The organism is Kitasatospora sp. NPDC048239, assembly GCF_043202015.1.
GTDB lineage: Bacteria > Actinomycetota > Actinomycetes > Streptomycetales > Streptomycetaceae > Kitasatospora.
Window position 1 is genome coordinate 83,878 of record NZ_JBICZP010000021.1, and the last position, 13,122, is coordinate 96,999.

At 75.3% G+C, this 13,122-nt stretch carries 12 protein-coding genes and 1 pseudogene; 3 read left to right on the top strand and 10 right to left on the bottom strand.

What is annotated here, in order from left to right:
- Window positions 1–66: 66 nt before the first annotated feature.
- Both recN and ACGFZP_RS35885 read right to left on the bottom strand, forming a co-directional pair.
- The gene (gene recN / locus ACGFZP_RS35880; RefSeq protein ID WP_392940973.1) at window positions 67–1,800 is read right to left on the bottom strand and encodes a DNA repair protein RecN; all 1,734 of its coding nucleotides are present in this window, start codon (window positions 1,798–1,800) and stop codon (window positions 67–69) included.
- Window positions 1,801–2,030: 230 nt separating this feature from the next.
- On the bottom strand, window positions 2,031–2,756 hold the full coding sequence (locus ACGFZP_RS35885; protein WP_392940949.1) for a YitT family protein: 726 nt from the start codon (window positions 2,754–2,756) through the stop codon (window positions 2,031–2,033).
- A 134-nt stretch (window positions 2,757–2,890) separates the two neighbouring features.
- Between ACGFZP_RS35885 and ACGFZP_RS35890 the strand changes: the two genes are divergently transcribed.
- Window positions 2,891–4,402 carry a PLP-dependent aminotransferase family protein gene (locus tag ACGFZP_RS35890; protein ID WP_392940950.1) on the top strand — a complete coding sequence of 504 codons (1,512 nt, stop codon included), beginning with the start codon at window positions 2,891–2,893 and terminating at the stop codon, window positions 4,400–4,402.
- Between the two features lie 7 nt (window positions 4,403–4,409).
- Here the strand turns inward: ACGFZP_RS35890 and ACGFZP_RS35895 are convergent, their stop codons facing one another.
- From ACGFZP_RS35895 to ACGFZP_RS35910, 4 genes are all read right to left on the bottom strand, one after another.
- A complete protein-coding gene (locus ACGFZP_RS35895; RefSeq protein WP_392940952.1) occupies window positions 4,410–5,315 on the bottom strand; it encodes an NAD kinase in 906 nt (301 codons plus the stop codon).
- Window positions 5,316–5,407: 92 nt separating this feature from the next.
- Window positions 5,408–6,214, bottom strand: coding sequence for a TlyA family RNA methyltransferase (locus ACGFZP_RS35900; RefSeq protein ID WP_392940953.1), 807 nt, complete (start codon window positions 6,212–6,214; stop codon window positions 5,408–5,410).
- 41 nt (window positions 6,215–6,255) lie between these two features.
- On the bottom strand, window positions 6,256–6,447 hold the full coding sequence (locus tag ACGFZP_RS35905; RefSeq protein ID WP_392940955.1) for a hypothetical protein: 192 nt from the start codon (window positions 6,445–6,447) through the stop codon (window positions 6,256–6,258).
- On the bottom strand, window positions 6,440–7,264 hold the full coding sequence (locus tag ACGFZP_RS35910; protein WP_392940957.1) for a hypothetical protein: 825 nt from the start codon (window positions 7,262–7,264) through the stop codon (window positions 6,440–6,442). Before ACGFZP_RS35910 ends, ACGFZP_RS35905 begins: the two co-directional genes overlap by 8 nt.
- Window positions 7,265–7,435: 171 nt before the next feature.
- On the opposite strand from ACGFZP_RS35910, the gene ACGFZP_RS35915 reads away from it, so the two are divergent.
- Window positions 7,436–7,783: an SCP2 sterol-binding domain-containing protein gene (locus ACGFZP_RS35915; RefSeq protein ID WP_392940958.1), complete on the top strand. Its 348-nt coding sequence runs from the start codon at window positions 7,436–7,438 to the stop codon at window positions 7,781–7,783.
- A gap of 71 nt (window positions 7,784–7,854) precedes the next feature.
- Here ACGFZP_RS35915 and ACGFZP_RS35920 read toward each other — a convergent pair whose 3' ends face one another.
- The gene (locus ACGFZP_RS35920) at window positions 7,855–8,898 is read right to left on the bottom strand and encodes an HAD-IIA family hydrolase (protein ID WP_392940960.1); all 1,044 of its coding nucleotides are present in this window, start codon (window positions 8,896–8,898) and stop codon (window positions 7,855–7,857) included.
- Between the two features lie 12 nt (window positions 8,899–8,910).
- Complete coding sequence (locus ACGFZP_RS35925) at window positions 8,911–9,558, bottom strand: tetratricopeptide repeat protein (RefSeq protein WP_392940962.1); 648 nt, start codon at window positions 9,556–9,558, stop codon at window positions 8,911–8,913.
- Window positions 9,559–9,654: 96 nt separating this feature from the next.
- On the opposite strand from ACGFZP_RS35925, the gene ACGFZP_RS35930 reads away from it, so the two are divergent.
- The gene (locus tag ACGFZP_RS35930; RefSeq protein WP_392940963.1) at window positions 9,655–11,025 is read left to right on the top strand and encodes a DUF1015 family protein; all 1,371 of its coding nucleotides are present in this window, start codon (window positions 9,655–9,657) and stop codon (window positions 11,023–11,025) included.
- A gap of 112 nt (window positions 11,026–11,137) precedes the next feature.
- Here ACGFZP_RS35930 and ACGFZP_RS35935 read toward each other — a convergent pair whose 3' ends face one another.
- Entirely contained in the window at window positions 11,138–11,983 is an 846-nt protein-coding gene (locus tag ACGFZP_RS35935) for a hypothetical protein (protein ID WP_392940974.1), read from the bottom strand.
- Between the two features lie 240 nt (window positions 11,984–12,223).
- Window positions 12,224–13,122, bottom strand: a pseudogene (locus ACGFZP_RS35940) (hypothetical protein); the annotation flags it as partial.

Sequence of the window (13,122 nt, forward strand, 5' to 3'; positions counted from 1 at the left end):
GGCCCTCTTGGACAGTCGGCGCCACGGGGGGCGCGTCGCCGTCGGTCGGCAGGCCGCCACCGTCGGCTACCGGTGGCGCGGGGCCCGGGCGGCGGCCAGGAGTTCCTCCGCGTGGGCGCGGCCCAGCTCGGAGTCCTCCAGGCCGGCCAGCATCCGGGAGAGTTCGCGCACCCGCTCCTCGTCGTTCAGCACCTTGACACCGCTGCGGGTCACGGTGCCGTCGTTGGTCTTCTCCACCACCAGGTGCCGGTCGGCGAACGCGGCGACCTGCGGAAGGTGGGTGACCACGACGACCTGGGCGCTCTCGGCCAGTTTGGCGAGGCGGCGGCCGATCTCGACCGCGGCCTTGCCGCCGACGCCCGCGTCCACCTCGTCGAAGAGGTAGGTGGGGACGGGGTCGGCGCCGGCGAAGACCACCTCGACGGCCAGCATCACCCGGGACAGCTCACCGCCGGAGGCGCCCTTGGCGATCGGGCGGGGCTGGGCGCCGGGGTGCGGGGCGAGCAGCACCTCGACCTCGTCCACGCCGTGCGGTCCGTAGGCGACCGTGCGGCCCTCGACCTCGATGCCGGCCAGGTCGTCCACCCAGCTGATGGCGAAGGTCACCCGGGCGTGCGGCATGGCGAGTTCGGCGAGTTCGGCGGAGACGGCCTCGGCGAAGCGGCCGGCGGCGGCCTGCCGGGCGGCCGAGACCTCCGCCGCGAGCTCGGCCAACTCGGCGCGCAGCGCGGTCTCCTGGGCGCCCAGCTCGTCGATCCGCTCGTCGTCGCCGTCGAGCTCGGTGAGCCGGGCGGAGCCGGCCTCGGCCCAGGCCAGTACCTCCGCGAGCGAGTTCTCCGGGCCGCCGTACTTGCGCAGCAGCTGGGACAGGACGGCCCGGCGGTCCTCGACGGCGGCCAGCCGGACCGGGTCGGCGTCCAGGTCGTCGGCGTACCCGGCCAGGTCTCCGGCCACGTCGGTGAGCAGGTAGCCGACCTCGTTGAGGCGGTCGCCGAGGGCGGCCAGCCGCTCGTCGTGGTGGCGGACGGCGTCCAGGGCGCGGCGGGACTGCGCGAGCAGGGTGCCGGCGTCCAGCGCCTCCGGGTCGGTCGGGTCGCCGGCCAGCGCGGCGTGCGCGAGGGTGGCGGCGGAGGAGAGCGCGTCGGCGTGGCCGAGGCGCTCGGCCTCGGCGGCCAGCTCCTCGTCCTCACCGGCCACCGGCTCGGCGGCGGCGATCTCGTCCAGGCCGAAGCGCAGCAGGTCGGCCTCCTGGGCGCGCTCGCGGGCCCGGGTGGTCAGCTCCTCCAGGGTGGCCGAGACCTCGCGCAGGCCGCGGTAGACCGCGCGGTAGCGGGCCAGCGGCTCGGCGACGGCCTCACCCGCGTAGCGGTCCAGGGCGCCGCGCTGGCGGGCCGGGCGCAGCAGGCGCTGCTGGTCGGTCTGGCCGTGGACGGCGATCAGGTCCTCGCCGAGTTCGGTGAGCAGTCCGACCGGGACGGACCGGCCGCCGACGTGCGCCCGGGAGCGGCCCTCGGCGGAGACGGTCCGGCTGATCAGCAGCGCCCCGTCGTCCAGTTCGGCGCCGGCCTCGACGGCGCGGACGGCCGCCGGGGAGCCCTCGGGCAGCTGAAGGCGGCCCTCGACGACCGCGCGGGCGGCGCCGTTGCGCACCAGGCCCGGGTCCGCCCGGCCGCCGAGCAGGAGGCCGAGGCTGGTCACCACCATGGTCTTGCCTGCGCCGGTCTCACCGGTCACGGCGGTGAAGCCGGGGGCGAGTTCGACCACCGCGTCGTCGATTACCCCAAGATCCCGTATCCGCATCTCGTCCAACACGGTGACGACCTTACGAGGTTCCGGCCCCGGCGCGCGACGAGCGGCAACTCCACGCCCTCAAGTTCATCCCTTCCGGGACGTTTGACCGGCGATGATCCCGACTTTTTTCCACCTGGGCGCCGGCCCGGTCACCCGCGGTCGAGACCGGTCGCCCCCGGCCCGATTCCGCCCCGCGGGTGGCCCGATCCTCCCGGGCTTCAGGCCGACACGCCCGGGCTTCAGGCCGGAAGGCCCGGGCCGACCGGGTCGGCCGGCGCCTCGGGGACGGTGCACCAGCGCAGGAAGAACTGCGCGAGCGGGCCGATGGCCAGCGCGTACGCCACCGTGCCGACGCCCGCGGTGCCGCCCAGCAGCACGCCGGCGGCGAGGACGGTCAGCTCGATGCCGGTGCGGATCAGCCGCAGTGAGCGGCCGGTGCGCCGGTGCAGGCCGGTCATCAGGCCGTCGCGCGGGCCGGGGCCGAGCCGGGCGCCGATGTAGAGGCCGGTGGCCAGGCCGTTGACCAGGATGCCGGTGACCATCAGCGCGATCCGGGCGGGCAGCGGGCCGGGTGTGCCGACCACCCGCAGGGTGAGGTCCATGGCCGCGCCGAGCACCAGCACGTTGGCGACGGTGCCGACCCCGGGCCGCTGGCGCATCGGGATCCAGAGCAGCAGCACGGCGGCGCCGCAGATGGTGACCCAGGCTCCCACGGAGAGGCCCAGGACGCGCTGCAGGCCCTGGTGGAAGACGTCCCAGGGGTCGAGGCCGAGCGAGGCACGCAGCATCAGCGCCATGCTCGCCCCGTACAGGAACAGGCCGACCGCGAGCTGCGGCAGGCGGCGGCCCAGCGCGTGGGTGTCACCGAACAGCCGGGCGGCCGGCGAACGGCCGGCGGCGGTCCCGACGGCCGCGGGCGCCGCGGGCGGGACGGGGAGGGACGCGGGTGTGGTCGTGGTGGCCATCGGATCTCCTGCGGGTGATGCTGCACCGCGCCGTTGACGGACGGCGGTGGCGGACTCGACGGCCGCCCTGCCATGATGGGCGGGCCAAAGCCGCCCCCTCCAGGGCCAATCCCGAGCAAGTGGACTGATCTGCCATGGCCGACTGGCACACCACCGTCACTCCCCCCGCTCTCGCCCGGCTGCTCGCCGCCACCCGGCTGCCCGAGCCGCCCGGCATCCGCCGCCCCGCCTACCGGACGCTCGCCGGGCAGATCCGGCTGCTGGTCTCCGAGGGCCGGCTGCCGGTCGGCGCCCGGCTGCCCGCCGAGCGCGAGCTGGCCTCCGCCCTGGAGCTGAGCCGCACCACCGTCGCCACCGCGTACGAGACCCTGCGCACCGAGGGCTACCTGCGCAGCCGGCGCGGCTCGGGCAGCTGGACGGCCCTGCCGGAGGGCGCGCCGCCGCCCAGCGACGCCCTGCACCCGGTGCCGCCGGACGAGCAGGGCAACACCCTGGACCTCGGCGTGGCCGCGCTGCCGGCCCCGCAGCCCTACCTCGGCGAGGCCGCCGTCCGGGCGGTCGAGCAGCTGCAGGCCTACGCCGCCGGGCACGGCCACTTCCCCACCGGGGTGCCGGTCCTGCGCGAGGCGGTGGCCCGCCGCTACACCGAGCGCGGCCTGCCCACCGCCCCCGACCAGATCCTGATCACCACCGGCGCGATGGGCGGCCTGCACCTCGTCCAGCGCGCACTGGTCGGGCGCGGCGACCGGGTCGCCGTGGAGGCGCCCAGCTACGCGCACACCCTGCAGGCCCTGCGGATCGGCGGCGCCCGCCTGGTGCCCGTCCCGTACTCCTGGCCCGGCGGACCGCGCCGGCGGCCCGTCTGGGACCTCGCCGAGTGGGGCCGGGTCCTGCACGGCGCGGCGCCCAGGCTCGCCTACACCATCCCCGACTTCCACAACCCGACCGGCGCCCTGGTGGACGAGGAGCAGCGCCGCGCCCTGCTCGCCGCCGCCCGCGCGGCCGGCACCGTGGTGCTCGCCGACGAGACCACCGCCGAACTCGGCTGGGGCGTACCGGACGGCACCGCACTCCCCCGCCCGATGGCCGCACTGGACCGGGCCGCCCAGGTGGTCACCGTCGGCTCGGCGAGCAAGCTGCTCTGGGGCGGCCTGCGGGTCGGCTGGGTGCGCGCGGCGCCGTCCCTGGTCCGGCGGCTGGCCACCGAGCGCGTCTACAGCGACGTCGGCACCCCCGTGCTGGACCAGCTGATCGCCGCCGAGCTGATGGACGAGGCGCTGCTCGACCGCGTCCGCGCGCACCAGCTGGACCGGCTGCGGGCCACCGCCGCCGCCTTCACGACCGCGATGCCGGCCCGGCTGCCCGACTGGGCGTACGCCGAACCGCCCGGCGGCCTCTCGCTCTGGGTCTCCACCGACGGCCTCTCCGGCGCCGCCCTCGCGCTGGCCGGCGAGCGCGCCGGCGTCCGGATCGCGGCCGGCAACCGCTTCGGCTCCGACGGTGCCTTCGAGAACCACATCCGGCTCCCGCTCACGGTTCCGGCACCGGCCGTCCCGGCCGCCGTCGAGCGGCTGGCCGACGTCGCCGCCCGGGCCGCCTCAGGGGGCCGCTGGAGCGCCGACGACAGCCAGCCGCTGGCTGTCTGACGCTACGTCAGCAGTGGGTGTCCGCCCGCCCGCGCCAACCCGTCACCGGGAGCGCGAACTTGGCCACCAGCCGGTCGGTGAACGGCGCCCGGTGCAGCCGCGCCAGGCGCACCGGGGTCTGCCCCCGGCGGACCTCCACCCGTGCCCCCGCGGGCAGTTCGACCGAGCGCCGGCCATCGCACCAGAGCACCCCGTGCGGCGTCTTCGGCTGCACCTCCACCGCCAGCACCGAGTCCGGCGAGGTCACCAGCGGCCGGGCGAACAGCGCGTGCGCGCTGATCGGCACCATCAGCAGCGCCTCCACCTCCGGCCAGACCACCGGGCCGCCACCGGAGAACGCGTACGCCGTCGACCCGGTCGGCGTCGCACAGACCACCCCGTCGCAGCCGAAGTTGGAGACCGGCCGGCCGTCCACCTCGGTCACCACCTCCAACATCCGCTCCCGGGAGGCCTTCTCGATCGACGCCTCGTTCAACGCCCAGTCGTGGTGCACCACATCGCCGTTGGTCCGGACGATGACGTCGAGCGTCATCCGCTCCTCGACCTCGTAGTCGGCGTCGACCACCCGCTCGACCACCACCGCGAGATCGTCCCGCTCGGCCTCGGCGAGGAAGCCCACCCGGCCCAGGTTGATCCCGAGCATCGGCAGCCCGTGCTCGCGCGCCAGCTCCGCCCCGCGCAGCAGCGTCCCGTCCCCGCCCGCGACCAGGATCAGCTCGCAGCCGTCCGCCGCACCCGGCCCCCCGGCCACCCGCTCGACGCCGTCCGGCAGATCCAGGTCCACCGCCTCGGCCGCGAGCAGCCTGATCCGGATCCCCGCCTTCAGCAGGCCGTGCACCAGGCCCTCGACGCTGCGCAGCGCGGCCTCCCGGCCGGTGTGCGCGATCAGGAAGACCGTACGTTCCTCACTCATGCCGATTGCCCTCTCCCTACGCCTGCCGGGTCGCCCTTGGCCCGGTGCGGTCGCGTCACCCAGCATGACGGACCGGACGTCCGCAGAGCAGCCTAGCGGGGGCCCTCCGCCACGGCCCGGTCCGCCTCCGCCGGGTCCAGTTCCGGGGCGTCCCGACGCAGCCAGAGGAAGTACTCCACGTTCCCGGACGGGCCCGGCAGGGGGCTCGCGGTGACCGCCCGCACGCCCAGCCCGAGCGCCCACGCCTGTCCGGCCACCTGGCGCACCATCTCGGCCCGCAGCTGCGGGCTGCGCACGACGCCCCCGCTGCCCAGCCGCTCCTTGCCGATCTCGAACTGCGGCTTGACCATCAGCACCAGGTCGGCGTCCTCGGCGGCGCAGCCGGCCAGCGCCGGCAGCACCAGGCCCAGCGAGATGAACGAGAGGTCGCCCACCACCAGGTCGACCGGCGTCCCGCCGATCAGCTCCAGGGTCAGCTCGCGCACGTTGGTGCGGTCCATCACCGTCACCCGGTCGTCGCTCTGCAGCGACCAGGCCAGCTGCCCGTAGCCGACGTCCACGGCCAGCACGTGCTGCGCGCCGGTGCGCAGCAGCACGTCCGTGAACCCGCCGGTGGACGCGCCCGCGTCCAGCGCCCGGCGCCCCTCCACCACCAGGCCCTGCGGCACGAAGGCGGCGAACGCCCCGGCGAGCTTGTGGCCGCCGCGCGAGACGTAGTCGGGGTCGTTCTCGTCCTTGGCCACCACGACCGCCGCCGCGGTCTCCACCTGGGTGGCCGGCTTGGTCGCGGTGGTGCCTGCGACGGTCACCCGGCCGGCCGCGATCAGCTCGGACGCGTGCTCGCGCGACCGGGCCAGCTTGCGGCGGACCAGCTCCGCGTCGAGACGGCGTCGTGCCACTGCCACTGGTGTTTCAGCTCCTACGGGTCATTCCGGGCGGGTCATTCCTGATCGAGCGCGGCCAGCGTGTCGGTGAGCCGCTGGTGAACATCTTCGTACACCGCGACGTGCGCCTCGGTCGGCACCCCGTCCAGCGCCGCCAGCCGGGCCAGTCCCGCGTCGACGGCCGGGTGGCCGCTCGGGGTCAGCTCGACGCCCAGGGGCCGCGGTTCCCCGGTGTCCGGGTCAGGCATCGGGCTTCTTCGTGCTCGTGGTCTTCCGGACGGTGGTCCGCTTGGTCGCCGTCCGCTTGGCGGGGGCGTCTGCGGACTTGGCGGCGGACTTGGCGGGTGTCTCCTGCGACCCGGCGGTCGAGGTCCGCTTGACGGCGGTCTTCTTCACCGCCGTCTTGCGGGCGGCGGCCTTCGCCGGCGCCTTCTTTGCCGCGGACTTCTTCGCGGCGGGCTTCGCGGCGGGCTTCGCGTCATCGTTCACGGCGGCCTTCGCCGCCGCCTTCCGCGCCGGCTTCCTCCCGCTCGGCCGGGCCGCCCCGGCCGCAGGCTCCGCGTCCGCCGCCGGAACGTCCACCTCGACCCGTTCCGCCACTATCGGCTCACCGGTGCGGACGGCCTCGGCGTCCGGCTCCTCCGCCTTCTCCCACCCGCGCCCGAACAGGTCGTCGGCCCGGGGAGCCGGCGCGGGGGCGGGCGCCGACGCGGCCGGAACCGGCTCCTCCTCGACCTCGCGCAGCTTGCTCTCCAGGTAGGCCAGCACGACCCCGACCTTCGTCACCTGGTCGCCGACCTTCTCGAAGGCCTTCTCCACCTCGCCGCGCGCCACCCCGACCGCCAGGTCAACCCCGGCCCGCCCCGCGGTGACCGCCTCCTCCGCCAGCGTCTGCAGCGACTTCGCGGACGGCGGGAACTGCCCGCCCAGCCTCCGCTCCACCTCGGAGAGGTCGATGCCGCCCTTCTCCAGCAGCCCGGCCGCCCGGCCGACGACGCGCTTGCCGACCTCCTCGGCCAGCTCCGCGGCGACCTCCACCACTCCCCGCACCGTCTTCGGCAGCATCCGGGTGCCTCCTTAGCGCCTGCGCGCATCGCTCCGTAGCCGTCGGTGCCCGGACCGTTCCAGGCACCCCACAGACGACGCTACCGCCAAAACCCTCCTGCGGTACCGTGGCCCCGCAGTCACCGCCGCCACCCGCCGTACCCCGGCGCTACCAGGAGTGGATCCACCGCCATGGCCAACGCCGAGGAGTGCCGCGAGGCACTGGAGCAGCTCAGCCGGAACCTGGCCAGGTCCACCGGCGACGTCCGCAAGGCCGCCACCCTCGACCGCTCGCTCACCTGCCGGATCACCGATCTCGACCTGACCTTCACCGGGCGGCTGCGCGACGGCCGGATCCAGGACGTCACCGAGGCCCCCGGCGAGCCCGCCGAGAAGGCCGAGATCCGGCTCACCATGAGCAGCGACGACCTGCTCGCGATGGTCGGCGGCACGCTGCACTTCGCCTCCGCCTGGGCCGGCGGCCGGGTCCGCCTGGAGGCCGGCTTCCGCGACCTGCTGCGGCTGCGCACCCTCCTCTAAGGCCCGACCAGGCCCGACCCCCCGCGGTCCGCCGCGGCCCGGTCGGTCACCGGGCCGCGGCGGCCCCTGCGTCAGAACCCCAGCTCGGCCAGCGCCTTGCGCCCGTCCACCGGTGCGCCGCCCGCGTCCAGCGCCGTCCAGGCCGCCGCACACAGCGCCCGCAGGCCGTCCCAGCGGTCCGCCCCGGTACCGGTCAACCGCAGCTCGCCGTCCTCGACCGCCGCCGTCCACCCGCCGCAGCCGAACGCCCCGCCGTCGAGCGCCGCCACCCCGGCATGGGCCACCAGCAGCCCCCGCAGGTCCTCCGCCAGGTAGGTCGGCCGGTGCTCGGCCGGCGCCGACAGCAGCTGCGCCGGCGTGGTCACCCCGGTGAAGACCAGCAGGCTGTCCACCCCGCCGTTGAACGCGCCCTCGATGTCGGTGTCCAGCCGGTCCCCGACCACCAGCGGCCGCTTCGCCCCCGTCCGCAGCACCGTCTCCCGGTGCATCGGGGGCAGCGGTTTGCCCGCCACCTCCGGCTCCACGCCCGTCGCCGCCCGCACCGCCGCGACCAGCGTCCCGTTGCCCGGCGCGATACCGCGCGCGGTCGGCACCGTCAGGTCGGTGTTGGACGCCACCCAGGGCAGCCCGCGCTGCACCGCGTACGAGGCCTCCGCCAGGTGCAGCCACCCCACCGAGGCGTCGTAGCCCTGGACGACCGCGAGCGGCTCCTCGTCCAGCGAGCGGACGGCCACCAGGCCGCGCTCGGCCAGCGCCTCCTCCAGGCCCAGTCCGCCCACCACCAGCACCTTCGACCCGGCCGGCACCTTCTCGGCCACCACCCGGGCCGCCGCCTGCGCCGAGTTGATCACATCGGCCGGCTCGGCCGGGACGCCCAGCTCGGTCAGGTGCGCGGCCACCACCCGCGGCGGGCGGGAGGCGTTGTTGGTCACGTACGCCAGCCGCATCCCGGCCGTCCGGGCCGTCTCCAGCGAGGCCACGGCGTGCTCGATCGCGTTCGGCCCCGCGTAGACCACGCCGTCGAGGTCCAGCAGCGCGGTGTCGTACGCCTCGGTGAGCGGGCGGTCGCTGCCGCCCGGAGCGGTCCGTCGCGCGGTGGTGGCCGTCTCGGTCATGCCTGCTCTACCTCATTCACTGCGTCGATGGTCACTTCGTCGGTCCCCGTCATCCGTCTCGTCCCGGCCGCCCGCCGGCCCGTCCCCGCGCGCGTCCGAGCCCTCCGGCAGCGCACCGGACGGCCAGCCGGGCTCCTGGTACCCCGGCGCCCCCGGCAGCAGCGGTCCGAACGCCCCGGCGCGGGCCGCCAGGGTCGCCCGGGTCTGCCGCAGCGCGGCCCGGTAGTGGTCGGTCTCCGGCCGCATCGCCACGGCCAGCGCCAAGTGCTTGGCGGACGTCTCGAAGTCGCCCAGCCGGGCCGCCGAGACACCCCACCCGAACTGAGCGTAGTCGTCCGACGGATCGGCCAGGGCGACGGCCCTGAAGTTCTCCAGAGCGGCCGCGTACGAACCCGCGTCGAACTGCGCCCTGGCCAGCGTCTCCCGGATGCTGCGGGAGTGCGGTTCGGCCTCCGCCGCGCGCGCCAGCAGCTGCTCCGCCGCAGCCGGGTGACCCTGCGCCAGCAACCTCCCGCCACGGCGGAACCAGTCGTACACGTCCCCCGCGGGCTCCCCCGCCCGCCCCTGCTCCGGCACGCCACCGCCGGTGCCCGCGCCGCCGGCGGCCCCGTCCGCTCCGCCGGTGCCTGCGCCGTCCACCCGCTCCTGCCCACCGCTCATGCGCCCACCTCGCCCTCGGTCGTGACACCCGCCCCCGCAGATCCGGCACGGGTGTTCAGATCTCTGAACAACGCGTACCCGATTACGATGCCCAGAATGAGCACACCCAGTGCAGAAAGCGGAGCGGAGTCTCCGCAGGGCGGCCCCGGCGATCCCGGGCATGTCGCCACTGCAGGCCTGTCCCTGTCCCCCTTCCGAGGCCTGCGCTACGTCCCCGACCGGGTCGGCACGCTCGCCGCGGTCACCTCACCGCCGTACGACGTGGTCGACCCCGGCCGCCGGCTCGACCTGGAGACCGCCGACCCGCACAACGTGGTCCGGCTGATCCTGCCGCGCCCCGAACCGGACGACGCCGGTGACCGCCCCGACCGCGACACCCGGTACCGGCACGCCGCCCGACTGCTGCGCGACTGGCAGCGCGAGGGTGTCCTGGCCGCCGATCCCGAGCCCTCCCTGTACGTCTACGAGCAGCGCGTCCCCGCCACCGCCGACTCCCCGGAGCTCCTGCAGCGCGGCCTGATCGGGGCACTCGCCGTCAGCGGCAGCGAGGCCGGCGTGGTGCTCCCGCACGAGGACGTCATGCCCCGGCCGGTCGCCGACCGGGTCGGCCTGATGCGCACCACCCGGGCCAACCTCGAACCGCTGCTGCTCACCTACCGGGGCAACGGCGGCGCGGCGGGCGTGGTCGAACGCGCCGTCCAGGGCGAGCCGATCCTCACCACGACCACCACCGACGGCACCCACCACCGCCTCTGGGCCGTCACCGACGCCGCCGAGATCACCGAGGTGGGCCGCGACCTGGCCACCTGCCGGGCGCTGATCGCCGACGGCCACCACCGCTGGGCGATGTACCTGCGGCTCCAGAGCGAGCACCGCCACCTGCCGCGCAGCGCCTGGGACCGGGGCCTGGTCCTGCTGGTGGACACCGCCCGCTACCCGCTGTGGGTCCGGGCGATCCACCGGGTGCTGTACCGCCTGCCGGTCGCCGAGGCACTGAAACAGCTGGGCGACCACTGGCAGGTCAAGGAGGTGCCAGGACCGCTCGGCACCGCCCTCCAGGCCCTCGCCGAGCTGAAGCGGCACGGTGGCAGCGGCTTCGTGCTCACCGGCGGGGACGGCGTCTACTGGCTGATCGGCGAACCGGACGAGGCCCTGCTCGACGCCACCGTGCCGAAGGACCGGCCCGAGGAGTGGCGGCACCTGGACGCGACCGTCCTGCACGCCACCCTGCTCGACCGCACGTGGCGGGTCCCCGACGGTCCCGACGACATCGGCTACCTGCACACCGCCGCGGCGGCCGAGCGCGAGGCCGCCCGCAGCGGCGGGACGGCCGTGCTGCTGCACCCCGTACGGGAGAGCGTGGTCCGCCGGCTCGCCGAGCAGGGGGTCACCATGCCGCGCAAGTCCACGTCCTTCGGCCCCAAGCCGGCCACCGGACTGGTCCTGCGCAATCTCGAACTGGGCTGACGGCCGGCCCGCACAGCGGGTCCCAAAGCAGTGAGGCCCTGCCGCACCCCGGAAACTTCCCGGGGTGCGGCAGGGCCTCACTCAGTACCTCGACTGCTCAGTACCCGGATGCTCAGCGCTGGTCGGCGTCGGCGTCCCGGTCGGACTTCCCGGTGGCGCGCTCCGGCGCCTCGCCGTCGAAGTCCTCGTCGATCTCGAGGTCGTCCTCGTCGTAGTACTCCTCGACGTCTTCCTCGTCCTCGAAGATCTCCCGCTCGTCCGGCACGCCGGCGCCGGACTTGGCCGCCGGGGCCTCGCCCTGCTCGGTGTCCTCCACCAGCTCCGGGTCGAGCGCGTCCACGAACTCCAGGCCGTCGATCTCGGCCAGCCGCTCGGAGGCGTTGGTCGCAGCGTCGGTGTCGGCCTCGGCCGCCTTGGCGAACCACTCGCGGGCCTCTTCGGCACGGTCGGCCGCGATCAGCGCCTCGGCGTAGGCGTAGCGCAGCCGCGCGGTCCACGGGTGCACGGCGCTGGAGGCCAGCTCCGGGCTCTGCAGGGTGACGACGGCGGCGTCGAACTGCTCCATGTCGGCACGGGCACCCGCCGCGACGAGGCGCATCTCGACCTGGCCGGCCTTGTCCAGCTGGTTCACCTCGGGCTCGCCGGCCATCGCCAGCGCGCGCTCCGGGCGGCCCAGACCGCGCTCGCAGTCCGCCATCACGGGCCACAGGTCCGCGCGACCGGTCATCCGGCGGGCGGCGCGGAACTCGGTCAGCGCCTCGGAGTAGCGCTGCGTCATGTAGGAGGCGAAGCCCGCCGCCTCACGGACGGCCGCCACGCGGGAGGCCAGCCGCAGCGCGACGCGCGAGTACTGGTAGGCCTCCTCCGGCTCGCCGTCCAGCAGGCGGGCGACCATCACCAGGTTGCGGGCGACATCGTCGGCGAGCGTCTTGGGAAGGCTCTTGAGCTCCTGGCGCACGTCCGCGTCCAGCTCGAAGCCGGTGACGTCCTCCGGGATCGGCAGCCGCTTGACGGGCTCGAAGTTACCCCGGCGGTCGTCGTAGTCCCGGCCGCCACGGTCGTCGCGGTCGCGGTTGTAGCCGCCACCCGAGGGACGGTCGCCGCGGTAGCCGCCGCCGGAGGGGCGGTCGTCGCGGCGGAAGCCGCCACGGTCGTCACGGTCGCGGTTGAAACCGCCACCGGACGGGCGGTCGTCACGACGCGGACGGTCGTCACGGTCGTCGCGACGGAAGCCGCTCGGGCGGTCGTCACGACGGAACCCACCGCCACCGGAGGGGCGGTCGCCGCGGTCGCGGTTGAAGCCGCCACCGGAGGGACGGTCATCGCGACGGAAGCCGCCACGGTCGTCACGGTCGCGGTTGAAGCCGCCACCGGACGGGCGGTCGCCGCGGTCGCGGTTGAAACCGCCACCGGAGGGACGGTCATCGCGACGGAAGCCACCGCGGTCGTCACGGTCGCGGTTGAAGCCGCCACCCTGCGGACGGTCACCGCGGTCACGGTTGAACCCACCACCGGACGGACGGTCGTCACGACGGAAGCCACCGCGGTCGTCACGGTCGCGGTTGAACCCGCCACCCTGCGGACGGTCACCGCGGTCACGGTTGAACCCACCACGGTCGTCGCGGTCGCGGTTGAAACCGCCACCCTGCGGACGGTCGCCGCGGTAGCCACCGCCACCGCCCTGGGGACGGTCACCGCGGTCGCGGTTGAACCCACCGCGGTCGTCACGGTCCCGGTTGAAGCCACCACCGGAGGGACGGTCATCGCGACGGAAGCCGCCACGGTCGTCACGGTCGCGGTTGAAGCCGCCACCCTGCGGACGGTCGCCGCGGTCGCGGTTGAAACCGCCACCGGACGGACGGTCGTCACGACGGAAGCCGCCACGGTCGTCGCGGTCGCGGTTGAACCCGCCACCCTGCGGACGGTCGCCACGGTAGCCACCGCCACCGCCCTGGGGACGGTCACCGCGGTCGCGGTTGAACCCACCGCGGTCATCGCGGTCGCGGTTGAAGCCGCCACCCTGCGGACGGTCGCCGCGGTCGCGGTTGAAACCGCCACCGGACGGACGGTCGTCACGACGGAAGCCGCCACGGTCCG